This is a genomic window from Nonomuraea sp. NPDC050733, from assembly GCF_040654215.1.
Lineage (GTDB): Bacteria > Actinomycetota > Actinomycetes > Streptosporangiales > Streptosporangiaceae > Nonomuraea.
In genome coordinates this window covers 1-25,684 of sequence record NZ_JBFAHO010000032.1, presented here as the reverse complement: position 1 = coordinate 25,684, position 25,684 = coordinate 1, and the positions used below count along the sequence as shown (strand labels likewise).

The following is a 25,684-nucleotide window of genomic DNA, read 5'->3' as shown; positions in this document are numbered from 1 at the left end:
GATGGCCAGCGCGACCAGCGCGAGCAGCATCAGGTCCACCGCCAGGCGGACCACGGTGTACTTGCTCAACGTGATCCGCGAGAGGCGGTGCAGGTCATCGGCCGCCCGCTTCTCCGGCCGGGCCGGTGGCCAGGGCGGTCAGCAGCTCGTCGCCACCGCTGGTGCGGGCGTGAGCGACGAACCCCATCCCGCCAGCGCGTGGGATGCGTGGCCGTACGACCGTCAGCAGCACCGCGGCGGCGCCGGTCAGAGGCAGCGTGGCCAGCAGCACCACCGCCGCCTCGGCGGCGCTCAGGCGGGGTCCGGTGGGCGGCCTTGGCGTCGACACGGGCCAACTCGGCGCGGGCGGCGTCAGCCTCGCGCTCCAGCGTGGCGACCAGGTACCGGCGGGCGTCGGGGGAGGCCCGGTGCTCGCCGGGTAAGGGCGGCGCATTACTGCGCCGCCCTCCCCTCAGAACCGTGCGTGCAACTCGTCGCTGCACACGGCTCAAGCAAGCCCCGTGGGGCGGTTCAGATCCGTGGAGCTGGACCTCTGCGTTGGCGGGCGAGATGCCCACGATGGCATGAGGCGTGAACAAGACGGGTTTGATCACCGTCCGGTGCGCCGGGACGCCCGTGATGGACGAGGTAGTCGCTGGCGATCGCTCGCCGGGCGACATGCAGCCACCAACGTTCCCACTGGCTGGGGGTCTGGGGCGGCTGCTCGGCGGTCAGCAGGTGGTCCCCACAAAGCGGGCAACGCGCGTCCTGCCTGGTGAGCAGGCGCAACGTATACCTGTCGATGGGGGGCTTGACCCGCTTGCGCCGTTCGGCCCAATACTCGGCCTGGGCAGGGTCATCGGGGGATGCCCCGCCTCTGACCAGGGTGTGCCGGACGATGTTGGTCCAGGAGAACTTGGGCAGGTAGGCGCCGCTGTCGCGGTCGCCGAACACCCACCGGTCGTTCCTGAACTTGTTGAACTTGCCGAAATGCTGATCGACGACCCAGTACGTCGGCTTGTTCGGATGGCTGTGCGTAGCCCATTTGAACGTGAGCTGCCACACGTAGTGGTCCAGAGCGGCGAACACTCTGGACGACACCATGCTGCGGTAGTACGCGGCCCAGCCCCGCACGATGGGGTCGAGCCGGGCGATGACCGCTTTGGCGTTCGAGCCGCGCAAGGAGCGCATCTCGGTCGCGAGCCGCAGTTTCAACCGCCTGACCGCCGGGGTGCTCGGTTTGGTCATCAGCCTGCCGTGGGAGTAGCGGCGGATGTTCACCCCGAGAAAATCGAACCCCTCGGAGAGGTGCACGATCTTCGTCTTGTCTTCGTTGAAGACAAGACCCCGGGGTTCCAGCCACTCGGCGAGCTTCGCCTTGACCTGCTGCGCCTGCCGCTGGCTATGGCAGAGCGCGATCATGTCATCGGCGTATCTGACCACGATCGGGCAGTCCGCCACCGTGTCACCCGCCCGTGATCAGTGAGGCGCCGGTCTCGCCCCAGGTCCGTGCCGCCGCCTATCGAGCGCTCGCCTCACGACCGGGAGTCGTCGATCTCGGCAAGACCGATGGGGGGCGACGCCTGCAGGTCCCGGTGGTTTCCGGCAAGGGCATCGGCAAGGGCATCATGGTCGTCGACCCGGACACCGGGCGGATCCGCGAAACCTCCGTATGGGCTCCCCTCTCAGGCGGAATCGCTTATACCGACAGCATGGTGACGATCGATACTGAATGGACGGACCAGCTCCCGCCCGGGTGAAATGTGCTTCTGCTCCCTGCAGGAGCGACCACCTGGCGATGCGCCCGGCTACAGGCCCGATCTCCGATGGTCGTCGAAACGAGCCGCAACGGGTTCGAGGAGCGGGCCTCGAAGTGGGAGGCACTCGGCGTGCTGGCCATCGAGATCAAGCTCATCGAACCCATCACCGCGTGAGTATCTAGGGTGCCTAGAAGGCAGCAGGCATGTGAGGCAAGTGGGGCTTCTGGAACTTGCCTGAGCAGTATTCAGGAGTTGTCAGGTCACGTAGGTCACCTGTGGAAACGAGCGAGCGTCCACACCTCAGCCCGACGAGCGCCCGTCGAAGGATCGTCCTATCGGATCTGGCCGCACTACCCTCACGTCCATGATCGCTACCATGATCGAGTTGGATGACGGTGCACAGCTACGTACGTGGACCGCGGGCTCGGCGATCCCGCAGAGATACCCCGTGGTCATCGTGCACGGCGGTCCAGGCGTCCCCGACTATCTCGCCCCGGTCGCCGACATCATCGACGACCTATGCCTGATCCACCGCTACGACCAGCGCGGCACCGGCGGTTCGTGCTGGGAGGGAGAGCACACGATCGGTCGCCACGTTCACGACTTGGCGTTGTTGCTCGATGCGTGGGGACACGACCGGGTTGTTCTGGTGGGGCATTCGTTTGGAACCAATATGGCCGGCTACTTCTTGCTGGCCCATCCCGAGCGCGTGGCCGGACTGATCCAGATTGCCGGGCCCTTCTTGGATCCATGGCGGGAAGCCGACCAAGCAGCACAGCGAGCACGACGCACTAACGAGGACCAGACCAGGCTCGATGAACTCGATGCGATCGAATCGCGCACGGACGCCGAGGAGATCGAGTACCTCACGCTGTCGTGGGTTACTGACTACGCCGACCGAACTCAGGCGTGGGATTGGGCGCTGGCATCGGCTCGCGCGCTGCGGCCCATCAACTACGCGATGAACACCCAGCTCAACGCAGCGAAGAAGGCCAACCCGCTCGAATCACACGTGGACGAACTCCGCGAGCACCTACCGCCAGGCGCGGTGATCATCGGTGGGGCCGGCGACAGCCGCCCTGCTGATGCCCTGCAACGTCTCGGAACACGCCTCAACTGCGAGGTCATCATCATCCCAAACGCGGGGCACCATCCATGGCTGGACGCATCAGACCAGTTCGGTCTCGTGCTCCGCACTGCAGTAGAGAGGCAGACCCAAAGAGCCAGTCAATTCGACTGACTCTCGGGGGATTTCAGGCATGTCGGGTCATGCCAGGGACGCTTGATCGGTACTACCGAGCCGAGCGGGCGGTGGCCGCTGACGAGTCGGTGTCGTGGGTGGTGGTCGATGAGGACCTTGAACTCCACGTCGAGGGTCGGCATACCTGGCGGGCTGCGCGGAGCGGGCCGGGCATTCAACACCGAGAGGACCTACGCCGGCCGGATCGCCTTATACCTGTCCTACTGCCGCGGTCACGGCGTGGATTGGGCGCGGCCGGGCCTGGCACAGCTGATGGCGATGATGCGCTGGCTGGCGGATGAACCAGTGCCGTCGCGCTCGCGCAAGCCGGGGACGGCTGCGCGCTATCGCAGTGAGGCCACCGCGAACGCGAACCGTCGGGGAATTCCTGTCGTGGTGCTGCCTGCAGGGCTGGGTGCCGGCGACCGTGGTCAACGTGTGAAGGACATGCACCTGCTGCCGGATTCGCGGGCGCTGGGCTGCCGGCATGAGGGGCCGCACGTCCACGTCCGGCGGCGGCTGAACGCCAACGGCGCGTTTGCCAAGGCCCGTGAGCCGCGGGTGATCCCGGTGGGCGAGAACACGATCGAGTGCTATGCGCGCTACCAATACGAGCGGGACGAGGTCGAGCAGGCCGCTGGGGGTGGACCTGGTGTTCGTGAACCTGTTCCATGCCCTGCTGGGTCGGCCGATGAAGTACGGCAGCGCCTATGAGCTGTTTTGCCGGTTGGCCGCCCGGGCCGGGTTCCGGGCCTGACCCCATATGCTCCGCCACTCGGCGATCACGAGGATGCGCCAGGCCGTCCGGGTCGCCTGGGTGGTCGCGGCCAACCGCGGTGATCGTCTGGGCGTTCTCCTCCCGAGCGTGGCCCCAGCCCCAAGGTGGAGTGATCGTCGCAGATCACCCCTCGTGACGGCTTCTCATGGCAGGTGCGGGTTTCGGTCGGGACAGCCGGGGATGAGTCCGGCGGCTTGTGTCGCGATAACGATGACGGGCACGTTTCCGCAGGTCGTGGTGCTCGCTAACTACTTTTATGTCAAGCCGCCCGGGAGTTCCCGGTTACTCAGTGCTACCTGGCGGCTTGGGACATGCTCGGGAGCGGAGAGCCGTTTTCGCAGGACGGCCGAAAAACATGACACAAGGCGTCGGGTTTTAGAGCGATCATCGGTTCACCGGTCAGCGCCGATGTGAGTGTGGACCGGGGCCTCACAGATAGACAAGGACCTCAATGCGCGAAACCCCCGAGGAGCTCAAGGAACTTCAGGCTCTCCTCGAAGCCTCCCTTTCCCGCTCTACCTTGCACCTCCGCTCGATCGTCACCGAGAACACCCTGACCGCGGAGCAGCTCACCCGGATCCTGACCGGAATGTGCACCCTCGCCCTGTCCACCGTGACGGCGAAGGGCGAGCCGCGGATCAGCGGTGTGGACGGGCACTTCCTGCACGGCAAGTGGCACTTCGGCACGGCGCGCGGCGCCGCTAAGGCCCGCCACCTGGCCGCCCGCCCCGCCGTCAGCGCCGCGCACATGCGCGGTGAGGACCTGGGCGTGTTCACCCACGGCACGGTGGAGATCCTCAACCCTGAGGACAGCGAACCGGCCGAGGACTGGCCGGACCTGCTCGCCTACTTCAAGGATTTCTACGGCGACTTCTCCGACTGGGACAACGACGTGGTCTACTACCGGCTGCATCCGCACTGGATGACCGCCTACGCCCCCGGCGTCGACAAGCTCACTTCGGTGCTGCGGTCCTGATCTGCAGCACGGGCCGCATCGAAACCGGCCACCCTGCCTGACCTGCGGTAGAGGCTTATCGTTCAATTCCGGCCATATAGCCCCAAGACCCCGGTACCAGCGCCGTGAGGCAGGGAGACGTCGCCTCGGCCGTGAGCCCCTCCCGGACACCAGCCGCAGGCCGACCACCAGTAGATGGAGTCACGATCTTCCATCGTTAGTTGAAGATCCCGCACGCAGAGCATGATCATCAGATTTTTGGACGATTGGATCCGGCTCGTTCTCGGCCCGTTCCCCGAACCCGATCAAACCTACTTTGGGGCTGGGGTCAGCTTCGGGAGCGGAGGGCCGTCTGGAAAGGTTCATGCCCTCGACCGACCCTGGCCGGCGCAGCGATCTGCGCAGGGTCTGGGTCACCCGCTACATGCGCAACGGGCTCGGTGATGAGTTCAGCGCCCGCGACGCGATGTCCGCCTCCCGGAACGCGATGACGGCCATGAAGGACATGCACCGAGCCATCACCTTTGCCTCCGGCAGCCCTGGCTCGATCGCCCGGCAGGAGTTCGACACCATGGCCAAGCCGCCGAATGCATCAGAAGATCGCCGCATCGACACGATCGGCCCCGAGATGGTCCGGCACTACAAGGCCTCCCTGTAGTCCCGGGAAATTTTGGTCGGATTTCGCTGACCTGCGCTGATGCGGGCAGGTTCCGTTGGTTGATCACTTCGGCTACGGTTCGTACGGTCCTGACCGGGTTGCGGTGTGGAGGTGGTCGATGTCGACCCGGATGTCCTCCGAGGACCAGCTGGAGCGGCTGCGGTCCTATCCCGACATCAGCCGCGAGGACCTGATCCGGTACTTCACCCTGACACCCGCCGACGTCGCCTTCATCAATCCGGGCCGCGGCCGCGGCCCGGATGACCGATTGGGGCTTGCCGTTCAACTGGGTCTGTCGTCAACGAAGCTGTCACCAAGTACATGCGAGCGCGTTTGACCTGGTCATTAACCCCGTCGCTGCCTGCGCACAAGACCCAGGCCGGCCTCCGAGGAGTCTGAGTGCAGAAATTGGCGGTAGCGGTGATCAGAGGTTGCTACCACGGCGGCAGTCCTCGGGTTAGCCGTTGACGCCCGTACGGCCCGCGACGCGCCGGGCGCCTGGGCGGCAACGTGCGGAGTTTTGGTCCCGGACGACCAAAAGTGTCCGACCTGGGTGCGGTAGCCAGGCGATCACCAGATGGTGTTTGAGCCCTAGATTGATCATGGTCTGGTCGCCGCGCATGAACAGTCGTCTCGATCTCGGGACCGCCGTGCAGTGATTGCCCGGGGGCTCGGAGCGGTCGTGCGAAGGCCGGGTGAAGGGGGTGATGTTGTTGACCTTCCCCTTGGGTGAAGCCACAGCATCGTTGACATCGGTCGTTGCGGTCGGGACGAGGAGGAGCGGTGCGGGAGCTGTTGACGATCGGAGCGTTCGCTCGGGCGGCTCAGCTGTCGCCGAAGGCCTTGCGGCTCTACGACGAGCTCGGGCTCCTGCGGCCGGCTGCGGTGGACGGTGATTCCGGATACCGGTTCTACGATCTGGAGCAGTTGGAGCGAGCCCGGTTGATCGCCTGGCTGCGGCGTCTGGGCATGCCCTTGGCCCGTATCCGGCGGGTGTGTGATCTCCCTGCGGAGGCGGCGGCCGAGGATATCGCCGCCTACTGGGAGGAAGTCCTGGCCGAGACCGCCGCTCGCGGCCGGTTGGCGACCTTCCTCGTCGACTACCTGACGGGAAGAGGCAGCTCTGTGGACGATTCCGCGACGGTGCTCGGGATCCGTTATGTCGCCCGCTCGGAGTTGGGTCTGGTGCGGACGAGCAACGAGGACGCCGCCTATGCGGGCCCCCGTTTGCTGGCGGTGGCCGACGGTGGTGGCGGGGCCGGGGACCTGGCGAGCGCTACCGCTATCGAGGCGCTCAAGCCGCTGGAGGCTCTCGCCATGCCCGCCGAAGACCTCCTCGGCGCGCTGGCTGACGCGGTGCACGATGCCGACGCAGAGATCGGGAAGATCGCCGCGGCGTCATCGGATGGCGAGGCGATCACCACCCTGACCGCGCTGCTGTGGTCAGGGTCTCAGCTGGCGATGGTGCACATCGGCGACACCCGCGTCTACCGCCTGCGGGACGGGGAGCTCTTCCAGATCACCCATGACCACACCCTCGTCCAGTCACTGGTCGACGAGGGACGGCTGACCACCGACGAAGCGGCCTGTCACCCGCAGCGCTCGTTGCTGGTACAGGCACTGACCGGCACAGGCGGGGCACATCCGGACCTGGCACTCCACCAAGCCGCCGCCGGCGACCGCTACCTCCTGTGCTCCGACGGGCTGTCGGCCGTGGTCTCGGCCGCGTCACTACAGCAGGTGCTGGCTGAGCAGGACGGACCGCAACAGGCGCTCGACGAACTGATCACACAAGCGTACGCCGCGGGCGCTCCCGACAACATCGCCTGCGTCGTCGCCGACGTCGTGCCGCTCGATGCCGCGGATGCGGCCCGAAAGGCTCCCAGCCGGTGATGCGCGCTCCAGGGCTCAAGCCAAGACGCGCCATCACCGTCGATCGTCGGCCACTGGAGGTCGACGCATTCCGGCGGTTGTGGCTGGCGTCGGTGGTGTGCGCGGTGGGCGGGTCGTTCAGCCTTGCCGCGATCCCGACGCAGTTGTTCACCATGACCGGGTCGTCGGCGACCGTAGGCGCCTCCGCTGTCGTGTCGTTCGTCGCGCTGGTCGTGGCGGCCTTGTGGACTGGTGCTCTCGCCGACGTCAAAGACCGGCGGTTGGTACTCCTGGCGGCGCATTGCGGCCTCACATTGACCTACGCGGCCTTATGGACCCAGTCCGTGCTGAACCTGCGATCCGTTCCGATCCTGATGCTGCTGGTGGCCTGCCAGGGACTGACCTTCGGAGCGATCATGACCACGATGGGTGCCGTCGTGCCCCGCCTGGTCCCGGTCGAGCTGCTCCCCGCGGCCAACAGCCTCAGCTCGCTGGTCCGCTACGCCGGGTCGATTGTGGGCCCCGTGCTCGCCGGTCTGCTGATCCCGCTCGTCGGGCTCGGCACCCTGTACCTGTTCGACGCCCTCGCATTGCTGGCCGTCGTGTGGGCGGTCGCCAAGTTGCCCCGCCTGGAGCCGGCCCGAGCATCAGGAATTTCCGCCGCACCGCGGCGAGGGGGACATCCGACCATCGCACAGATCCTGGCTGGATTTCGGTACCTGGCCACCAGCCGCCTGCTCGTGGCCGTGCTGGCGGTTGACCTGTCGGCCATGGTCTTCGGCATGCCGGTCGCGCTCTTCCCCGAACTCGCCCAGCGCACCTACGGCGATCCGGCCGGCGGCGGCCCGGCACTGGGCCTGCTCTACGCCGCCTACCCGGCCGGGGTGTTCGCGGTCGGCCTGCTGTCGGGCACCTTCACTCGCGCGCGCCGCCATGGCGCTTTCATGGCGGCGGCCGCGGCCGCATGGGGTGTCACCGTGGTCGTACTCGGCTTGGCGGCACAGCTGTGGATCGCGCTGATGGCGCTGGTCCTCGGCGGAGCCGTGAACTTCGTGCTCAGTACCTTCCGCAACGCCATCTCCCAAGCCCTTACCGATGACGCCATGCGCGGCCGGATCCAAGGAGGACTCACCGTCGTCCTCATCGGTGGACCGCAGCTTGCGAACCTGCTGCACGGGACCGCTGCGTCGATCTTCGGGCCCCGAACAGTGATCTGTTTCGGAGGTCTACTGACCACAGTGGCCGTCGCCTCTATCGCGTGGAGATTTCCCGAGCTACGTTCCTACACGGTGTCCACCCCCGAACAGCGGCCTGCGCCAGAACGCTCAGCGTGATCAGTACCTGCATTGCCCCAGCTCCCTTCTAAAAGGGCGCGCGCATCCGCGACCGCAGTGCAGGGTCGCACCCGCCACGGCGGCCACGGATGAGCCGCAATTGACCGGATCTACACCACGTCAAACTCGTTGCCCTCCGGGTCGGTCATCGCCACTGCGTAGTGGTCAAGGCCGGGCTGCGACAGCACCCGCACCATGGCTGCGCCTGCGTCGACGAGGCGCTCCACCTCGGCGTCCACCCGTGCTCGGCGGGTCTCCAGCGGCACGTCCTCCCGCTTTCCGCCCACCTTGATGTCGAAGTGGAGCCGGTTCTTGACCGCCTTGCCCTCGGGCACCTGCTGGAACCAGATCCGCGGGCCGCTGCCTTCGGGATCGACGATGCTGTCATCGCCGTCGCCCTCGCCCAGCTCGTCCTCCGGCACGCCGATACTCCGCCAATATTCTCGCCACGTGCCGAAACCGCCCGGCGGCTGCTCCAGCGTGTAGCGCAGGGCGTCCGCCCAGAAACGCGCCATCCGGTCAGGGGCGGCGCAGTCGACGACCAACTGATACGAAACCATGGACCCATCCTTCACGACGCGTACGACAGATTCGCCGAGGGCGTCCGCGCTCCGGCCCCTTACGTGATCTTGAAGGAAGATCGCCGGTTCAGGAAGGCACTAACTGACATCGCGAGCGCATCCCGGCCAGGATTGACATAGCGACGCCCGTGTCTGGGGTGCCGACCGCGTGTGCATGCGCCTACTTCGTGACAGTCCGCGTCCGAGCGGAGAGAACATCCGGTTGGCACCCCAAGCAAAGGCGGCGCATAGTCATCGGGCCGGGATGGGCTGCGGGTCACTGGGCTCCGTCTGACTCCTTGGCAGCCCGCAGCAGGAGCGGGCGCTTGCCGAGCGTTCGGACGAACATACGACACAGATGAGCACCTGTTCGATGCGATTCATGCTGGCGCGTCGGGATTCTTGGGGAAGAACGCAGCACCCGACGAATTGCGCGCCGCCGTGCGGACTGTGGCGAGGGTGAGGCGCTGCTGTCGCCCGCGGTCACCCGGGGGTGATGGCGGGGGGCGGCGGCCCGTCGATGAGCGGCTGCTGCGGCGGCTTGACGGGCGGGAGCGGGAGCAGCTGACCGAGATCGCGGCGGGGCTCGCCGACGACGAGATCTCCCGGCGCTTGTTCCTGAGCCTGGCGGCCACGCGGACGTATGTGAGCAGGCCGCTGACCAAGCTGGATGCCCGGGATCGGGCGCGTATGGTGTACGACTCCGACTTTCGGCGTAGGAGTGCGCGAAAGTCCTACCCGCCGGGTGCCTTTTCGGCCGAGGTGCGCGGCGGCCGGATGCCGCGAGGATGATCCGCATGTCACGATCACTACGTCGCGGCGCCCTGGCGGCCGCCGTCGCATTCGCCGCCCTCGCCGCCTCTGCCGCCGCTTGCGCCACGGCTGGGGCCCCGTCCACGCCCACCACCACACTCGTCACGAGCGTGCCCGCTCCGGCCGGTGCGCTCGCCCTGCCCCGGCTGACAGGACCGCACGCGGTGGCCATGACGACGCTGCACCTGGTGGACGGCTCCCGCCCCGACCCGTGGGCACCCGAGCAGAAGACCCGCGAGCTCATGGTCTCGATCTGGTACCCCACCAGGCCCGCCAAGACGCGACCGGCGCCGTACACGAGCCTCAAGGAGGCGGAGCTGCTGCTGCAGGGGCAGGGCATCGACGGGCTGGGAGAGCCACTGAGCCGGACGCGCACCAACGCGGTCGTCGACGCCGCGCCGCTCGGCCGCCAGCGCGGTCTGCCCCTCGTGCGGTTCGCACCGCTGTCCGCGCCCGACCGCGACGCGTTGACCGGCGAGGGCAGCGGACTTCTGGACTTCCTCGCCCCTGACACCTCACACGAAATCCGCTTCACCGTCCCGGGGCGCCAAGGCCACAGCAATCTGAGCACCCGATAGCTGGCGGGGTTCTCACTGCTGCGGAGCTTGCCCTGAATGCCATGGCTCTTGCTCCGCCGCGTTCAGGACACATCGCAAGGAGGTCGGTGCCTGGCTCCCAAGCGGCGATCGCGGGACTGCCGCGGCTGTGGCGGCTGACCACCGGGGACGAGCGGGTGACGGTGGCCGTGGTGGACGGACTGGTCGAGCAGGATCACCCTGCCTTGGCCGGGGTGAAACTGAGCGAGCTGCGTGAGGTGTGGCCGGGCGGGCCGGCGTCGGGGCGCACGGTACGGCGGTGGCCAGCGTGCTGTTCGGCCGCCACGACGGCCCTGCCCTCGGGGTGGCGCCGGGCTGCCGGGCGGTGAGCGTGCCGGTGTTCGCCGAGGGGCGGCGCGTCGCGCAGCTGGATCTGGCCCGTGCCATCGAGCTGGCTGCCGACGCCGGCGCCTATGTGATCAATGTCAGCGGCGGGCAGCTGGCCGACGCGGGCGAGGCCGAGGATGCCCTGGCCCGGGCGGTGCGCCGCTGCCGCGAGCAGAACGTGCTGATCGTGGCCGCCGCCGGCAATGACGGCTGCCTGTGCGATCACGTGCCCGCCGCGCTGGAGGGTGTGCTGGCGGTCGGTGCCTGTGACGAGGCCGGCCGGCCGCTGGCGTGCAGCAATTTCGGGCCGGGCAGCCGCCGCCAGGGTCTGCTGGCGCCCGGCGACAACGTGCTGGTGGCGAGGTCGGCGTCGGCAAGGCCGTCGCACCAGAGCCGCGATCGCCTCCCTGGATCCCGCCCGGCACATCCCGATCTATATCGGCAACCCGGACGTTGGCGTCCGCGGCATCCACACCGCCATCGTCACCGCGCTGGGCGGCGTCCCCAAACCGCACAAGGCCACCCTGATCCCGCAGGCCAACGACGCGCTGGCGACCGAACTGGCCGAACGCGGTCGCACCCCGGTGCTCATCCTGGACGAGGCGCACCTGCTGGGCCACGACCAACTGGAGTCGGTCCGCATGCTGACTAACCACGAGATGGACTCCTCCAGCCCATTCGCCTGCCTGTTGATCGGGCAGCCGACCCTGCGCCGCAAGATCAAGCTCGGCGTGCTGGCCGCGCTGAACCAACGCATAGCAGTCCGCTACCACATGAACGGCATGACCTGCGAGGAGGCCTTCGACTACCTCCGCCACCACCTCGCCCTGGCCTGCCGCACTGACCCGCTGTTCACCGAAGACGCCGCCACGCTGATCCACACCGCCAGCCGCGGCTATCCCCGCGCGATCAACAACCTGGCCATCCAGGCCCTGCTGGCCACCTTCATCGCCGACAAGACCATCGTCGACGAATCCTCAGCCCGCGCCGCCGTCAACGAAGTCATCGCCTCCGAATAGATCGGCTGGTACTTTGCGGATCATGATTGTCCCGTGAGGGAACAGGATGTGAGCGTGGAAACGCTGGAAGCGCTGTTACGAGCAGGCTTGCCCGCCAAGCATGAGCAGGCACGCTTGGAGCTTGCCGAGCCCGGCCTCTTTCTCGCGAGCGACGGATCCCTCGGCGTGAGGTTGTGCCTGCATAACGACGACACCGGCGAATGCGCAGAGCAGACTGTCCAGCTGGTTCCGGCAGGGCAGACACTCGGCCGAACCTACGCCTATATTCAGGGGTGGGTTCGGTCGCTGCCGTCCCTACTGGCCTGCGTCGTCGACCGGACAGGCGGACTGTCCATGACGCCCGGCATGCTGGGGTTCTCCCAGGTTGTGCTGAAAGACGACCAGGCACAGACCACGACGCAGTTTCTCGAGCGGTTCGCCGATCCGCACACCATGCAGGCGTGGGCCGCGGAGGCCGAGGCCGCCAACGACGAGCACTGGATCCGGGCTGTGTGCCAGGACCTCAGGCTAGGCGAGCACGCGGACGCGCTGGTGGCTTTGCGCCGGACCGGGATCGCCCTGATTCCCCGCCGCGACGGCATGACCGCAGGTCGCACCCACCTGGGCGGCGTCCCCGAGCTGCCGCCGGGCGCACTCTGGCCACACCGCCGAAACCACCCCATGACCCTCCTGGCGCAGATCGATCTGGCCGAGACGAGTCGCTGCGATGACGAGCGAGTGCTACCCCCGGCCGGACTGCTGCAGATCTTCGCCGACCTCACTGGTGACATCGCCTGGGATGACATGACCTACGGCTCAGGAGTCCTGGTCATGACCCAGCCGCCCCAGGCCCACGACCTGATCGTCACAGAACCGCCCGCAGGAGCCGAGACACTCCCGCACCGTGTGATGATCCCGGCAGTGGATCCCACGTTGCCCCCACTGGACAGCCCCTTCTACCACGACCTCACCGGCTTGGACCTCAGCGGCGATGACCCGACCCATCCGAGCGAGGAATTCGCGGCGTTCATAGAGTTCCTCAACGAGTTCCATCCCCCGTTAGATGAGGATGACCGGCCCCGGCACCGCCTGCTCGGCTACGCCGACCCCCTGCAGGACGATCCGTGGCGACACTGCGCAACCGCCGAACCGAGCACGCCACCTACTCAATGGCAGCTCCTGGCCCAGATCGACTCCGAACCGGACGCTCAACTCGGCGACAACGGCCTGGTCTACATCTTCATCCCACGCGACGCGCTGGCAGCACGCGACTTCACCCGAGCTCACGGTGTGTGGCAAATGCATTGACTGCCTTCAGGTCTCTGCCGTTCTCAGTCGGAACGACATGATGCACATCAAGCCGTCAGCCTGCACACCAAGGCCCCAGCAGCTTCACGCTGTTGGGGCCTTCTTATGCGTGCCCGTCCTCACGTTGAATGACATGTTCGTCACCAAGTTGAGTGTCCGCGAACAGCCTTTTGCTGACACTGAACCTTTTTCAGGCTTCCCAGCGAGTGCCCGGGGTCACAGCATGATCGCGATGCCGGTGTTTGGCCGGTGACGTGAAGAAGCTCCTGGTAGACGGGTTGATCACCACAACCCCCACCGTCGTGATCGGGTCGATCTGGCGGCGGCTCAACCCGGACGGCAGGCTCTGCTGGTGTTGGTCTACTTGCGCAAGGGCGAGACCTATGCCGAGCTCGCGGCCGGTTTCGGGGTGTCGACGGCGACCGCGTGGCGGTACGTGGAGGAGACGGTGGCACTGTTGTCGGCGGGCTCGCCCAAGCTGGGCCCGGCGCTGCGCAAGGCGAAGCGAGACGGGCTGCACTACCTGGTACTGGACGGCACGCTGATCCGCACCGATCGGGTCAAGGCCGACCGTCCCTACTTCTCCGGCAAGCACCGCGTGCATGGCATGCATGTGCAGGTCATCGCCTTTCGGGACGGAACGATCCTGTGGACGTCCGGAGCCCTGCCCGGCATGGCCCATGATCTGAGTGCCGCCCGCATCTGGGGCATCCTGCGCGCGCTGGAGCAGGCGGGCATCGTCACCTTGGCGGATAAGGCGGATCAAGGGGCCGAAGGCCCGGTTCTTACCCCGTACAAGGGCAAGCACAAGCCAGAGTCCCAGAAACGGGCCAACCGCGCCCACGCCAAGCTCCGCGGACCCGGCGAACGCGCGAACGCCCAGCTGAAGAGCTGGAAGATCCTCCGCAAGCTACGCTGCAGCCCGTCCAAGGCCGGCCACCTGTGCAAGGCCATCGCCGTCCTTCAAAACCACCGCGTCGCACAGGCAGCCTGAGGTGAAAGGAACCGATGATCGTGCAGGTGAAGATCACCATTCACCGAGTGCAGCTGGGAGCCTCGGAATTCCGGGTGATCCGCCCGGCCAGACCATTGGCCAATGGGGCACTCTACGATACCGGCAAGCGGTATGACATGTATGTGGACCGGCCCGATGGCCGACGGATCGGCGCGCTATGGCTGCTCGCAGCCCGATCGCCACGCTCTCTGGTCTACCTGCCGATGCGCGCCACTCCGCCCGCCCCTGGGATCAACCCCGACTGGGACAAAGAGGAGAGGTGCCCGGACCGGCCGCTTGATCTCGTGCTGGTCCACCACTCGCTGCAGTTCCCGCCCTCCCGCTGGAAGCAGGTACGCAAGCGGATCACCGCGGGAAGCCCTCCAGGCGAAACACGGACGGCACGTGTGCCGGACACCGACCTGCCCGCCGACGAGGAGATCGACTACCGAGCCCTGAACTACCAGGAGAACAAGGACACACTCCACCAGCGCGTGCACGCCGAGACGCTGTTTCTGACCGGGAGCGCTGCGGCTTTTCGGCAGCCGGCCCGTCACTTCTTCGCCGTGGCGAAGGAAGGGCCGCCCGCTGCCGCGACCTCGTTGTACATCTCGGGCGGCTGCAACTATCACGTCTGCCGGCTGTTCTACTGGCCGAATCTGGATCCAGGTGGCGGGCAGGACATCCACCTGGAGTACGCCCCGCGATGGACGGTCTGACAAACCCACGAGCTGCGACTTCAGTTTGGAAAACCCTCACTCTTGCTAACAGGGGCACCGTGCCGGGCCTTGTATGTCCTATGAGACCCTCTGCTATGCCCGTAACCAATGAATGGCTGGCTGGTCCGTCACCAACCAAGCGCCTGGACAGAGAGCTGCTGGAAGAGCGCATCCTGAACCTGCTCTCATCGCAGAACATGTGCGTCCTGGCGACATCGGGAGCTGACGGGCCGCTGGCGACCCCCGTGCGCTACTTCCACCTCGGCTTCGCGCTCATGTTCACGGCGGTGCCCACGTCTCCCAAGATGCGGAACGTAGCCGCAGACCCCAGGGTCTCGATCGGCATATTCGCTCCGCTGGTGGGACAGGCCAGCAGCCGAGGCGCCCAGGTCTTCGGACGAGCCCGCGTTCTCGGTATCGATGACCCGGAGTTCTCGCACTACTGGCCCGCGTTCAGGTGGCAGTCGGATCATGTGGAGCGTTCGCGTCCGCTCGACGAACCCCCGTCCGGCCCTCTGACCGTTGTCGAAGCTGATCGGATCGTCTACACAGAACACTGGCTTCGACGAAGCGGGTATGCACCGCGTCAGTTCTGGAAGCGGCAGGAGGACTGAGGCTGAAAGCAAGAAGGGTGTAGCTCTTCCGCAGTGACTGGTTGAGCTGGGTGTCTGGCTGTATGACGACGGCTAAGAGCGCAACGTGCGCGATGACGGAGTGCCGTGTCGATCACCCTGACCGAGGCGTGAGCCTTGGGGAGAGGGCTGCTGGCCGGTTAGGGCGCGGGGTCGATGAGGGTGCGGAAGGTTATGGACACACGCCGCGTGCGCAGGATGCGGCCTGCCGCAGTGGGGTCGCTCTTGCGCGCGGTAATGCTGTGACGCCAGGTGTATCGGGCAGGTCCTGACATGACGCACAGGCTGCCGGGAGCGAGAGACATCGGCACCTTCGTACCGTCTGCAGGATGGGTGAAGTCCATGACGCAAGCGGAGCCCAGAGAGATCGCGGCGACGACCGGGCCAAAGCAGGGCACGCAGTCGACGTGTGCGCTGATGCCCTGCCCCGGCTGATACTCATTGATGATCACTTGGTTGGCTTCGCTGTCCATGATTCCTTCGCGGACCAGGCGCATGGCCTGCTGTTGTGCCCATGCCGGGATCGGTGGAGCAGCGGCGACCAGGGGATTCCTCGCCACACTTCGGCGGCCGTAGTCGTAGCGGTGGCCGTAGTGCTGCACGCGTCGTCGCAGTTGTGTCGACCACTCGGCGGCGTCGATGAATGAAAGTAACGACGCGCAGGCGTCGGGAGCAAGCCAGCCGGCGATGTAGCGCAATCCCGGCACCATCTCATCGCGAGATGCTGCCGGGAGACCGTCACCAGCGTCAAAGGACAGTTGATCGAAAGACTCCGGCATACCGGAAACAGTAGCCAGCACGACTGTCAGACTGTGCCGTTATGCAGCCGACCACGAAGAGGGCGCCCTCACGGTGATTGGCGAGCAGGTCGCTGATGGCCGGCTCCCGCCACATCCAATCAGTGATCCATCCGACAGGGTCACCCAGTGGCTCCACTGGTCGGTATCAGTATCGACGGCGCGATGACCCCGGGCCGCCAGAATCTCTAACGCCGTGGACTTGCCGGTGCCCAACATCCCGGTGACCAAGATCTTCGCCATCAGCCGAGACTACCGGTCCGGCCTGATCGTGCTCGGCTTCGTGTCCCCCACGCGGGCGTTCTTCTCGCCTGCGACCCCGGGTTTCCTTATCCCCGCAACCTCGGGGGATACGGAACCCCAGTCGGCTCGCTATGCTGGCCGCCGCCAGTAAGCGATCACCGTGTTGCGACGGAATCCGCCCGTGCGAGGTTCTGGTGACCCCGACCTCGGACCAACTCGTCTTCGGCGCTGGCCTGCGGCATGCCACCCTCAGATGGATTTGGGGTCGTCCCGGCCCCGCTGGCGGCTGGCATCCGAGCTTGCCCGGCGCTGCGGAGGGCGAAGTGCTGCGGCCCCCGAGGGACGGTATGTCGCCAGAGGAGGTCGCCGTCTGGCTGGAGGAGGTGCTTGCCGAGCACGGCTGGGTCAACATAATCCCGGAGCCTGGCGTCCGCGGTCGCCCATGCCGGTCTCACGGATCGCGGTGCTGCCCATCTGACATGCCGAGGGCGCGTGCCGTACGGCACGCGCCCTTCGCGTTTGCCGACTACAGGCTGTGCGGCGGCGTGCCCTCCAGCACGGCTTTCTCCAACTTGGCGCGCAGTTCATCCGGCAGGTCGTCTTTGATCTCCTCAAACGCCCGGGCCAGATCGAACGCCAGCTCCATGCTGCGCTCCGGCGCTTCACGGGTTAGATCCGCCAAGGCACGCAGGTCACGCACCACCGGTAGTACTGGCTCGAACCGCTTCCACACCGCGGGCTTCTCCGGGGGCGCGGGCGGGGCTGCGGGCTCCTCGTCCTCTGGCTGGGCGTCGAGATAGCCCTTATCGCGGGCCGCCCGCTCCAGTGCCTTCGCCGAAGGGTAACCGGAGCGTGCGGCTGCGTCCCACACCTCCCGCACGGCGTGCTCGCCGTGCTTGAGCACCGGCACCAGAACGCGGGCCTGCCCCTCCTTGATCTCCCGGTCGGTGCGTCCCTCGAGAGCTTCCACGACCGGGACGGCCTGGATGAGGCGGGTAGCCTGCGGCGCTCCCATGTCGAGCCGGTGACGCAGGTAGGACCCGAACGAGTCGAACCCGGCCTGACTGTACAGCTCGTGGTCGCGGATTGCCCGCAGTGCGCGGCCGACGCCGATCAACCACTGGGTGGTGACGGTGCGGATGTGCTGCTCGCACTCCTCCAGCGTGGGCGGCTCCAGCTCGTTGCCAAATTTGGCAACAGCCGGGGCAGGCACAACGGTGCCGGTGATCTCACCTTCGGAGGCGACCGGCGCGGCCTGGGTGGGCACCTTGCCGATCAGCTCGTCCAGGACGCTGGTGGCGGCGGTCGGCTTCGTGGATCCGATGTTGAAACGCGGCCCTGACGATTTGCTACTCATGCGGCGCCCGCCTCCACGAGCTGTGCGGCTAGGTACTGGAAGTCCTTGCGGACCGTCGCGCTGGGCGCGTACTCGTGCAGCGGCAGCCGGATGGACTCTAGGGACGCCTCCCGCGCCTTGACCGACTGCCGGATACCCATGACGAGCGAGCCGGGGTAGTCGTTGCACAGAGCGTCGAACACCTCGCTGGTGAGGTTCGACTTGAGCACTTCCGACAGCAGGACGGCAACGACCTGAAGTTGCGGGGCAAGCCGCTGCTTGGTGAGGGCGAGGGTGCGGTTCAGCTCGGTAAGGGCGTTCAGGTCGAACCCCGACGCCTTGAGCGGGATGACAACGTTCGGCGCGCCGACGAGCGCCGCCACCGAGAGCTGTCCGAGCGCGGGCCCGCAGTCGGTGATCTCGACATCGAACGGCTCGCTGGTGTGGTTGATAGCCCAGTCGATGACTTGCTCGACGCCCGGCGGCGGGGCGAGCTCCACCTGCTTGAGCGACGTGTACGACGGCACGACGTACAAGCCCGGCACGCGCGTCGGGTAGGTCACCTGGTCAGGCGACGCCTCGCCCATGAAGAGGTGAAGCAGGTTCGCAGGCTCGCCGGCACCGTCATCAACCTGCGGCCTGAGCCAGTGTGTGGTGCCGCCGAGCTGAGCATCCACGTCCCAGATGCGGACGCGCAGGCCCTTCAACGCGAGCTCGCAGGCGAGACAGACTGCGGTAGTGGACTTCCCAGAGCCGCCCTTCTGCATGATGCAGCACAACCGGGCCGGTGTGGCGAGGCGCTTGAACCCTGCGGGAACTCGGGGCTGGAGCCATTCGGGGAGTTCGTCCCCTGTAGGAGGAGGAGGCGCTGCCGTGTCGGCAAGACTCATTGTGACCACCCGCCCGTGTGCAACATCTTCATCGTTCGTCTCCTGCGAGGTCGTGCGCGCCCGGGGCGGCACGCGGCACCATCCTAGAGACACCGGGACGAAAACACCGGGAACAAAAGGCTGAAGGGCCACCATCGGTAATGGCGGCTCTTCAGCGGCCTTCGTGGCGACAAGTCAGTCGCGCGGCAACCCCCGGTCGATGGCCGCAGCGTCCGCCCGGTAGAACACCTTGGTCGGAAGCTGGACTTGGTCCAGCGCCTCATAGAACGCCTGGGCGCCAGCGTTGCCCGCGTCCGTGGTCCATTCCACGCGACTGCACTCGTACTTGGTTGCCAGCTCGAACAGCGCCTCCATCAGCGCTACGCCAACGCCGCGGCGCTGCGCCGACTCGCGGACGTACAACTCCTTGAGGTACAGAGAGCGAGTGAGACCCTCGGCCGGCCACAGGAAGGCATAGGCGGCCATGCCGACCAATTCGTCATCGTCCCAGGCGAGAAGGGCGTAGCCGGCGGGCAAGTCTGAGAACAGGGCTTGTTGGATCTGCCTAGTGCGGACGTCGAGCGGGTCGAACTCTGCCGCTCCGTAGAAGCGGTCCATTTCCTCGAGCAGACCGGCGATGGCAGGGAGCTGGTCGGGGGTTGCGGGCTTCACCGTGATGGTCACGTCGGGGGCTGTACCTTTCGTCGGCGTCCTGATGGCGCCACGTCTGCCACGCGGGCCCGAGTGGAGCGTCGAGCAGGTCGTTCGCTCGGCCTTGAGCCGCTCACGACACCATCAGAGGGTGGGCTCGGGCAGGGACAGGTCCTTGCGGGCTTGCTCCAGGTCGGTGGCCCAGATCCACAGCCGCTGGGCGGGCGGGACCTGGTGGTAGCCGTACAGGCCGACTTCGGTCAGGGTGCGCAGGTCCACGCACACCCGTTGGAAGGCGCTGGCGATCGTCTCTGCGGGGTCGTCGAGGTGGCGGGTGCCGAGTTTGATGCAGGTCCGGTACTCATAGCCCAGCAGCAGATCCGGCCCGAACTGGGCCCAGGCGCCGCGCTGCTGCTGCCAGGCCTGCTCGGCCTCCTCCAGCAGCAGGTTCAGGTCGGCGGTGCGTGGGATGGATGGGTAGATGATGAAGGTGGCTGCCCAGCCGAGCGCGACCATGTCGAGGTTGAAGGTCCTGCGGTCCGGGTGGTCGCGGGGCGGCAGCGGGTCCGACGGCGTGCGGGAGAACCAGGGGGCGGTGTAGGCGAGCAGCCGGCCGTTCTTCTCCACCAGCTCGCCGGTGGCGATGACGGCCATCTTGCGTTGTGAGCCGTCCGGCCGCGCCAGTCTGGTGGTGACCATGGTTTTGTGGGCTTCGGCGGCCAGCTTGCCGGCGGTCAGGTGCCGCTGGGCGGCGTCGGGCGTGATGCGGGCGATGAGGTAGTCGCGCAGGTCTTGGGGGAGGGCGTCGTAGGCGCTGTCCTGCAGCCGGGCCTTGGCCCGCTCCAGGGTGGCCTGGGCGGTGGGCGGGCTGCCGCCGTACTCGCTTTCCGGGGTGTCGATGGACACCATCCGGATCGACATCTCGATCGCTGGGGTGTCGCCATCGGTCACCTTGAGGAAGCGGTAGTCCTGCGCGGGGCGGTTGGGGCCGACGAATCCGAGATCCACCATCACTGCGCTCCTGCACCATCGAAGGCTGAAAACCTGCCAGCAGCAACATCGCAGCTGATCAACCTTTCGTTGCCTAGTGACACGCATGCCTCAGGGTTACTGCTCAGTAGCCTCAGACCGGGGCTGCCATGTCAGATATGACATCGCCGGAACGATCGCACTATCTAGAGCATGATGGTCAGCGCCACGGGCCTGCAGATCGGCGACGCACAGATGGGCTAGGTCACGATCCCGACAGATCCAGGCAAGCGTCCCCAATTAGGCTCCTTGACCTCTGGCACGGGTCCGGCCAACTCCAGGTGTCGGCAACGATGTCGGGCGTCGGCCGTCAGCCGCAGATCTAGCAGCCGCAGATGTCCTGCGCCCTCTCGGTGATCTGAGCGGTGGTGTAGGCCACGGAGGCGCTCCTTGCGGTGGGGGTAGGTCAGGTGCGTCCGCCGTCGTAGCGGAAGCGTTCGATCGGGTCGCCCATGCCGTTGAGCCGGTCGACGGTGCGCCGGTAGGCGTCTTCTTCGGCCGGGGTGAGGACGACGTCGTCGGCGGGGCCGGCGGCGGCCAGGCGCTCGCGCAGCAGCGCGGTGTCGGGGGTGTCGTCCAGGTCCAGCAGGCCGGCGAGCCGTGCGGCGCGCATGATGAGTTCGCCGGCGGGCATGTCGGCGCGGCCGAGTTCCAAGGTGTCGCGGACGGCGTCGCTGGGGTGAGGGGCGCCGAGCGCGCGGGCGGCGGCCGACAGGGTGGCGACGTCGTCCTGGTCAACGTCGACCAGGCGCAGCGGGACGAACTCGTAGCCGTCGGCGGCGACGAGGCGGCCGGTGAGGCCCGCCGCGATGGCGCGCTGGCCCTGGGTGGGGGCGATCGCGTCCCACAGCCGCCGCAGCGCCTCCAGGGCCGTGTCGTCGGCGAGTGGCGCGGGCAGCTCACCGGGCTCGACGTCGTCTTCGTCGGGGAGTCCCAGCAGGAGCTCCTCCAGCTGCGTCATGGCGTGGGTGTGGTCGTCGTCCAGGTCCGGCAGCAGGACGCGGCGCGCGGTCATCAGTCGCTCTCCTTCTCGGCTGGGATTGAGGTGCCGATCCAGACGTTGCAGTGGGCGCACCAGTCGCGGGCGCTGGCCAGGTCGGGGAAGAGCCGGTAGGGCCCCCAGATCTCTTTCGGCCATCGCTGGGCGTGCTCGGCGGCGTGGCCGGCGGGGGTCTGGGTGTCGGCGATGGCCTTGAGGTGGGCGTCTTGGGCGCGGTAGGTGGCGGCGCGCTCGCGGGCCTGGGCCGCGTGTTTGGTGGCATCGCGGGCCGAGCGGCCGCCGGCGGCGGCGATGCGCTCCCAGAGGACCGCCTCTCGCTCCTGGATCTCGGCCATCAGGTGCGGCGGGGGTGCCATGAACTCCTCCCGGATGGCGGCTGAACGGTCGGTGAGCGTCATCAGCTCCGTCAGCGGATCCATCCGGACCATGCGTCCCGACACCGGCCGGTCGTCGATGTCGCGGCCGTCGGCGGCCGCGTGCGCGATGGCCCACCGGTCCAACCTGGCGGCGGTCTCCTGCGGGCTGGCGGTGCCGGCGGGCATCCGGTTGTCGACGTAGGTCTCCAGCCTGCCTGTGATTCCGTACATCTCGGAGACCACCTCGGGGCGCTTGATCGCGGCGTCCCATTCCTCGGAGGCCTTGCGGAACCTGGCGTGAGCGGACTGCTTGGTGATCTCCAGGGCGGCGCCGATGTCCTCCCACGAGTCGCCGGCGGCTCGCTGCGCGATGACCGCACGCTCCAGCAGCTCCTGGGCGCGGGCGAGGCACCGGGCGGCATCCTCCACCGCGTCCGGGCGGCCCGGGTACACCGCGACGAATGAGGCGGCGAACTCGGCGAGCTCCTGCGCGGTGGCGGCCAGGGCGAGCTTGGCCAGGGACAGCTCGGTGTACGGGGCGTCTTCATAGGTCGGTTCCGATGTGTCGCTCATACGCACCTCCAGATCGTCAGCCTAAGGCTGACATCTCGATTCGTCAGCTATTTACTGACGAAGGGCGCGTTGGTGCGAAGTCGGCGGGGGATGGTTGTCCGTCTTCCCGCGCCAATACAGCGCGGCACCCCGACGCTGACCGGGCGGGAGGCGGTCCGGAGGGGCCGGACGATAACTTGCGAGAGCGACGTTTCATGCAGGTCCGGCTAGGGCGGCGTAACGACCTCCCTACCTGCACGTATGGGCCTATATGGGCGAGATGGAAAAGCCGGTGGGGAGCGGGAGACCGGCGCGGCGTCGAGAGGCGGGGCAGGATCTCCCGGGCCTGCGGTTGATGCCGGTGGGACCGGCGCTCGCCCTTGTGGGCGGCGCGGCGGCCGTGCTGCTGACGGCTGTGATCGTCGGCGGGCTGGTGTTGCTGGGCGCGGAAGGGATGAAGCCCGAGGCGCAGGTCAGCGCGGCCACCCTGTTCGACCTGCTGAAGATCGCTTTTGCGGTGGTGGCCGGGCTGGGCGGCCTGGTGGCGCTGGTGGTGGCCTACCGACGGCAGAAGGTGGCCGAGGCGGCGCAGCAGCTCGCCGAGGCCGCGCACGTGCTGGCCCGGCAGGGCGAGGAGCGGGCCCACCGGGGCGAGGCGCGCGAGGCCACCAAGCTACACAACGACCGCTTCACCACCGCGGCCGGCCAGCTCGGCCACGACTCGCCCGCGGTGCGGCTGGCCGGCGTGCACGCGCTGGCCGGGCTGGCCGACGACGCGCCCACCCGGGAGCTGCGGCAGACCTGCATCGACGTGCTGTGCGCCTACCTGCGGATGCCGTACGCCCCTCAGCCGGCCGACGACGCCCCGCAGGACGAGGGGCTGGCCTTCGCCGGGATGCGTGAGGTCCGCCACACCATCATCCGCCTCATCGCCGCCCATCTCCGCGACGGTGCCGGCGTCTCCTGGCAGGGCCACGACCTCGACTTCACCGGCGTCGTCTTCGACGGCGGCGACTTCACCCGCGCGAGGTTCTCCGGCGGCCGGGCCTCCTTCGACGCCGCGATCTTCTCCGCCGGCCGGGTCTTCTTCGGCGGCGCGACGTTCTCCGGCGCCCGCGTCTCGTTCAACAACGCCACGTTCTCCGGCGGCCTCGTCTTCTTCGGCGGCGCGACGTTCTCCGGCGGCCACGTCTCCTTCGACCAGGCGGAGTTCTCCGGCGGTGGCGTCTTCTTCGGTCGTTCGACGTTCTCCGGCGGCGACGTCTCCTTCAGCTTCGCGAAGTTCTCCGGCGGCCAAGTCGCCTTCACCCAGGCGACGTTCTCCGGCGGCAGGGTCTCCTTCATCACGGCGTTGGTCTTTGGCGGCCAGGTCGCCTTCAACCAGGCGAAGTTCTCCGGCGGCCAGGTCGCCTTCGGCTTCGCGAAGTTCTCCGGCGGCCACGTCGCCTTCAACCAGGCGACGTTCTCCGGCGGCCACGTCGCCTTCGACCAGGCGGACTTCTCCGGCGGCCAGGTCGCCTTCAACGACGCGGAGTTCTCCGGCGGCCGGGTGAACCTGTCGAGCCCCGAGGAGTGGAGCGTGCCGCCGATGGGATTGCCGCGGCCGGCGCCGGCCGGGCTGGTGCTTCCGGCGGGGTGGCCCGACGCCGGAGCGACGCGGGACCCGGCCGGCGCCGGCCGGGCGGACGGGGCTGCGGAGGGGCCGGGCAGTAACTTGCGGGAGCGTTAGCGCGACTGAGCTAGTACAAGCGTAGGTCAAAGCCTCGGCCGGCGTGGCATTGAACACCGGCCCGCCGCAGCCCTCCGAACATCGCGCCCGCCGAAGGTGATGTTGAACGACAACGGATGATGTCGCTCGGCGTCGCCTGGTGTCGCCTGGTGTCGATTGACCGGAGCGACGAACCCTTTCGCTCCGGGTCGCATGTGACGAACGCCACATCACAACGTCATCTTCAATACGCCCAGGGCATGGCTCACTCGCCCGCCTCGTGATGCGTTTACCCGGTGACGCCGGGCTTCCCCGCGCGCTGCTCATGTGCGACAGCTGGCCACCTTCGCCCGCCTGGCCGCCGAGCTCGACCAAGCCGCCGCCCACCTCGCGGCCGCGCGCCGGGTGCGGGCCGGCGGCCCCTCCAGCGACCGGCCCGCGCCTCCTGCATACCAGTGATCGCTCGGTCACTCTGCGCGGACACGAGAACCGTCCGGACCGGGACGCACCCTGCCGTGCGGCCCTGTCAGCGCGGCGGGCGCTCCCGGGGGTCCGCAGCTCGACCGGGGCGCCCCGGGCCTCGGCGAACCGGCTCCCCCAGCCGGGCCGCACAGGCACCTGAATACCAGTAACCGGCCAGGCACGCAGGGTAAATGGCCGGTATCGCCGCGCAGGCGGCCCGCTTTCAGCGCAGCCGGGTGATGACGATGATGTCGCCGCTGCCGGGGTCTTGGGTGATGGTGTGCCCAGCCTGGGCCAGCAGGCCCACCAGGGCCAGGTGAACAGCGGTGCGCAGCGTCTGCTCGGCGGGCTCGGCCCCGTCGCCCCGGCTGGGCAGAGCGCCCACGTGGTCGGAGGGCCGCCAGTGGACCACCACCCCGCTGTCGACGGCGTACACGTGCAGACCGGCCCGCACGGAGGTGCCGCTCTCCGGGTCGTCCAGGTGGAAACCGGCCCGGATGAGGTCTTCGCGCACGCGGACGATCAGGTCAGGGCCGGACTCGGACATGTCGGCACGTTACCCCGTGGCGCATCCGTCAGCCCCGATGTGGCGGACTCGTTCATCTGATCCGCGCGGGCCCATCGATGACCGCGCCGGCCCGATCCACGGGACCACAGGATGCCCGTGGTCCCGTGCCATGTTCGGCCAGGTCAGCGGCCGGTGTAGCGGTGTTCCGGCTCCAGCTCCAGGTCTTCGAGCCATTCGCCTACCGCGTGCGCGCCGGCGTGGTCGGCGAACAGGCTGCAGCCCTCGTCGTCGACGCCCTTGGGGTCCGGCCCGCGTCGCACGGCTCTGCAGTTGGGCAGCTCGACCAGTTCCCGGGTGCCGTCGCCCCAGCGCAGCCATGTGTCCCGAGACGGCGCTTCGCCTTGCGCCTGGGCGGCATGCATGCCCGGGTGTCCGGGCTGCAGCTCGCAGCCGTAGGCCAGTCGGCGGGCGAGGGCGCCGTCGGCCAGCGGCTCCCACTCGGCATCGGTGAGCAGGTTGTAGGCCGGGCACCTCGCGGGGCGGGGGTGCCGGTGCCAGGCCGACGGCGACGGCGAGGGCCTGTGAGGCCGTCTCGGTGACCGCGTAGATGGCGTCCTGGACTCGGGCGGCGTCCTCGCCGACCAGGTGGG

The 25,684-nt window shown here is 67.8% G+C and carries 28 protein-coding genes and 2 pseudogenes; 18 read left to right on the top strand and 12 right to left on the bottom strand.

From position 1 onward, the window contains the following. Window positions 1–94 precede the first annotated feature (94 nt). Together AB0H64_RS33980 and AB0H64_RS33975 are read right to left on the bottom strand one after the other, a co-directional pair. The gene (locus AB0H64_RS33980) at window positions 95–328 is read right to left on the bottom strand and encodes a hypothetical protein (protein ID WP_357632796.1); all 234 of its coding nucleotides are present in this window, start codon (window positions 326–328) and stop codon (window positions 95–97) included. 182 nt (window positions 329–510) lie between these two features. Next, a complete protein-coding gene (locus tag AB0H64_RS33975) occupies window positions 511–1,422 on the bottom strand; it encodes a group II intron maturase-specific domain-containing protein (RefSeq protein WP_357632910.1) in 912 nt (303 codons plus the stop codon). A 32-nt stretch (window positions 1,423–1,454) separates the two neighbouring features. Between AB0H64_RS33975 and AB0H64_RS33970 the strand changes: the two genes are divergently transcribed. From AB0H64_RS33970 to AB0H64_RS33935, 8 genes are all read left to right on the top strand, one after another. Then, on the top strand, window positions 1,455–1,739 hold the full coding sequence (locus tag AB0H64_RS33970; RefSeq protein ID WP_357632794.1) for a hypothetical protein: 285 nt from the start codon (window positions 1,455–1,457) through the stop codon (window positions 1,737–1,739). 364 nt (window positions 1,740–2,103) lie between these two features. After that, entirely contained in the window at window positions 2,104–2,979 is an 876-nt protein-coding gene (locus tag AB0H64_RS33965; RefSeq protein ID WP_357632792.1) for an alpha/beta hydrolase, read from the top strand. 108 nt (window positions 2,980–3,087) lie between these two features. Further along, a complete protein-coding gene (locus AB0H64_RS33960) occupies window positions 3,088–3,693 on the top strand; it encodes a hypothetical protein (RefSeq protein WP_357632791.1) in 606 nt (201 codons plus the stop codon). A 515-nt stretch (window positions 3,694–4,208) separates the two neighbouring features. Continuing rightward, complete coding sequence (locus AB0H64_RS33955) at window positions 4,209–4,733, top strand: pyridoxamine 5'-phosphate oxidase family protein (RefSeq protein WP_090946971.1); 525 nt, start codon at window positions 4,209–4,211, stop codon at window positions 4,731–4,733. 343 nt (window positions 4,734–5,076) lie between these two features. Further along, entirely contained in the window at window positions 5,077–5,370 is a 294-nt protein-coding gene (locus tag AB0H64_RS33950) for a hypothetical protein (protein ID WP_357632789.1), read from the top strand. A gap of 118 nt (window positions 5,371–5,488) precedes the next feature. After that, window positions 5,489–5,707, top strand: a complete 219-nt coding sequence (locus AB0H64_RS33945; protein ID WP_357632787.1) for a DUF4158 domain-containing protein — start codon at window positions 5,489–5,491, stop codon at window positions 5,705–5,707. A gap of 446 nt (window positions 5,708–6,153) precedes the next feature. After that, the gene (locus AB0H64_RS33940; RefSeq protein WP_357632785.1) at window positions 6,154–7,263 is read left to right on the top strand and encodes a MerR family transcriptional regulator; all 1,110 of its coding nucleotides are present in this window, start codon (window positions 6,154–6,156) and stop codon (window positions 7,261–7,263) included. Then, window positions 7,263–8,576 carry an MFS transporter gene (locus AB0H64_RS33935; protein WP_357632908.1) on the top strand — a complete coding sequence of 438 codons (1,314 nt, stop codon included), beginning with the start codon at window positions 7,263–7,265 and terminating at the stop codon, window positions 8,574–8,576. The genes AB0H64_RS33940 and AB0H64_RS33935 overlap by 1 nt, the downstream gene beginning before the upstream one ends. Window positions 8,577–8,686: 110 nt before the next feature. Here the strand turns inward: AB0H64_RS33935 and AB0H64_RS33930 are convergent, their stop codons facing one another. Further along, the gene (locus tag AB0H64_RS33930) at window positions 8,687–9,136 is read right to left on the bottom strand and encodes a VOC family protein (RefSeq protein ID WP_357632783.1); all 450 of its coding nucleotides are present in this window, start codon (window positions 9,134–9,136) and stop codon (window positions 8,687–8,689) included. Between the two features lie 441 nt (window positions 9,137–9,577). Here AB0H64_RS33930 and AB0H64_RS33925 point away from each other — a divergent pair, with 441 nt between their 5' ends. From AB0H64_RS33925 to AB0H64_RS33890, 8 genes and pseudogenes are all read left to right on the top strand, one after another. Then, on the top strand, window positions 9,578–9,928 hold the full coding sequence (locus tag AB0H64_RS33925) for a helix-turn-helix transcriptional regulator (protein ID WP_357632906.1): 351 nt from the start codon (window positions 9,578–9,580) through the stop codon (window positions 9,926–9,928). A 5-nt stretch (window positions 9,929–9,933) separates the two neighbouring features. Continuing rightward, a complete protein-coding gene (locus AB0H64_RS33920) occupies window positions 9,934–10,527 on the top strand; it encodes a hypothetical protein (RefSeq protein ID WP_357632782.1) in 594 nt (197 codons plus the stop codon). Between the two features lie 238 nt (window positions 10,528–10,765). Further along, a pseudogene (locus tag AB0H64_RS33915) lies at window positions 10,766–11,203 on the top strand (S8 family serine peptidase); the annotation flags it as partial. Continuing rightward, window positions 11,118–11,891 (top strand): AAA family ATPase, encoded by a 774-nt coding sequence (locus AB0H64_RS33910; protein WP_357632780.1) that lies wholly within the window; start codon window positions 11,118–11,120, stop codon window positions 11,889–11,891. The pseudogene AB0H64_RS33915 and the gene AB0H64_RS33910, both read left to right, overlap by 86 nt. A 33-nt stretch (window positions 11,892–11,924) precedes the next feature. Beyond that, complete coding sequence (locus AB0H64_RS33905; protein WP_357632778.1) at window positions 11,925–13,178, top strand: YwqG family protein; 1,254 nt, start codon at window positions 11,925–11,927, stop codon at window positions 13,176–13,178. A 254-nt stretch (window positions 13,179–13,432) separates the two neighbouring features. Beyond that, window positions 13,433–14,172, top strand: a pseudogene (locus AB0H64_RS33900) (transposase family protein). Between the two features lie 14 nt (window positions 14,173–14,186). Then, window positions 14,187–14,891: a hypothetical protein gene (locus tag AB0H64_RS33895; protein ID WP_357632776.1), complete on the top strand. Its 705-nt coding sequence runs from the start codon at window positions 14,187–14,189 to the stop codon at window positions 14,889–14,891. A gap of 95 nt (window positions 14,892–14,986) precedes the next feature. Continuing rightward, window positions 14,987–15,505: a pyridoxamine 5'-phosphate oxidase family protein gene (locus AB0H64_RS33890; protein ID WP_357632774.1), complete on the top strand. Its 519-nt coding sequence runs from the start codon at window positions 14,987–14,989 to the stop codon at window positions 15,503–15,505. Between the two features lie 158 nt (window positions 15,506–15,663). Here the strand turns inward: AB0H64_RS33890 and AB0H64_RS33885 are convergent, their stop codons facing one another. From AB0H64_RS33885 to AB0H64_RS33855, 7 genes are all read right to left on the bottom strand, one after another. Next, window positions 15,664–16,302, bottom strand: coding sequence for an alpha-ketoglutarate-dependent dioxygenase AlkB (locus tag AB0H64_RS33885; RefSeq protein WP_357632772.1), 639 nt, complete (start codon window positions 16,300–16,302; stop codon window positions 15,664–15,666). A gap of 787 nt (window positions 16,303–17,089) precedes the next feature. Further along, window positions 17,090–17,920: a hypothetical protein gene (locus AB0H64_RS33880; RefSeq protein WP_357632770.1), complete on the bottom strand. Its 831-nt coding sequence runs from the start codon at window positions 17,918–17,920 to the stop codon at window positions 17,090–17,092. Then, on the bottom strand, window positions 17,917–18,666 hold the full coding sequence (locus AB0H64_RS33875; RefSeq protein ID WP_357632768.1) for a ParA family protein: 750 nt from the start codon (window positions 18,664–18,666) through the stop codon (window positions 17,917–17,919). Before AB0H64_RS33875 ends, AB0H64_RS33880 begins: the two co-directional genes overlap by 4 nt. A gap of 297 nt (window positions 18,667–18,963) precedes the next feature. Then, the gene (locus tag AB0H64_RS33870) at window positions 18,964–19,452 is read right to left on the bottom strand and encodes a GNAT family N-acetyltransferase (protein ID WP_357632766.1); all 489 of its coding nucleotides are present in this window, start codon (window positions 19,450–19,452) and stop codon (window positions 18,964–18,966) included. A gap of 111 nt (window positions 19,453–19,563) precedes the next feature. Then, window positions 19,564–20,430 carry a thermonuclease family protein gene (locus tag AB0H64_RS33865; RefSeq protein WP_357632765.1) on the bottom strand — a complete coding sequence of 289 codons (867 nt, stop codon included), beginning with the start codon at window positions 20,428–20,430 and terminating at the stop codon, window positions 19,564–19,566. Window positions 20,431–20,854: 424 nt separating this feature from the next. Beyond that, window positions 20,855–21,463 (bottom strand): hypothetical protein, encoded by a 609-nt coding sequence (locus tag AB0H64_RS33860; RefSeq protein ID WP_357632763.1) that lies wholly within the window; start codon window positions 21,461–21,463, stop codon window positions 20,855–20,857. After that, window positions 21,463–22,377, bottom strand: coding sequence for a hypothetical protein (locus AB0H64_RS33855; protein ID WP_357632761.1), 915 nt, complete (start codon window positions 22,375–22,377; stop codon window positions 21,463–21,465). The genes AB0H64_RS33860 and AB0H64_RS33855 overlap by 1 nt, the downstream gene beginning before the upstream one ends. A 334-nt stretch (window positions 22,378–22,711) precedes the next feature. On the opposite strand from AB0H64_RS33855, the gene AB0H64_RS33850 reads away from it, so the two are divergent. Both AB0H64_RS33850 and AB0H64_RS33845 read left to right on the top strand, forming a co-directional pair. Then, window positions 22,712–24,085 carry a pentapeptide repeat-containing protein gene (locus AB0H64_RS33850; RefSeq protein ID WP_357632760.1) on the top strand — a complete coding sequence of 458 codons (1,374 nt, stop codon included), beginning with the start codon at window positions 22,712–22,714 and terminating at the stop codon, window positions 24,083–24,085. Between the two features lie 306 nt (window positions 24,086–24,391). Then, window positions 24,392–24,523 carry a hypothetical protein gene (locus tag AB0H64_RS33845; protein ID WP_357632758.1) on the top strand — a complete coding sequence of 44 codons (132 nt, stop codon included), beginning with the start codon at window positions 24,392–24,394 and terminating at the stop codon, window positions 24,521–24,523. Between the two features lie 226 nt (window positions 24,524–24,749). Here the strand turns inward: AB0H64_RS33845 and AB0H64_RS33840 are convergent, their stop codons facing one another. Both AB0H64_RS33840 and AB0H64_RS33835 read right to left on the bottom strand, forming a co-directional pair. Continuing rightward, on the bottom strand, window positions 24,750–25,073 hold the full coding sequence (locus AB0H64_RS33840; RefSeq protein ID WP_357632756.1) for a hypothetical protein: 324 nt from the start codon (window positions 25,071–25,073) through the stop codon (window positions 24,750–24,752). Window positions 25,074–25,216: 143 nt separating this feature from the next. Beyond that, window positions 25,217–25,684 (bottom strand): hypothetical protein (locus tag AB0H64_RS33835; RefSeq protein WP_357632754.1); only part of this gene is annotated, 468 nt, incomplete at its 5' end.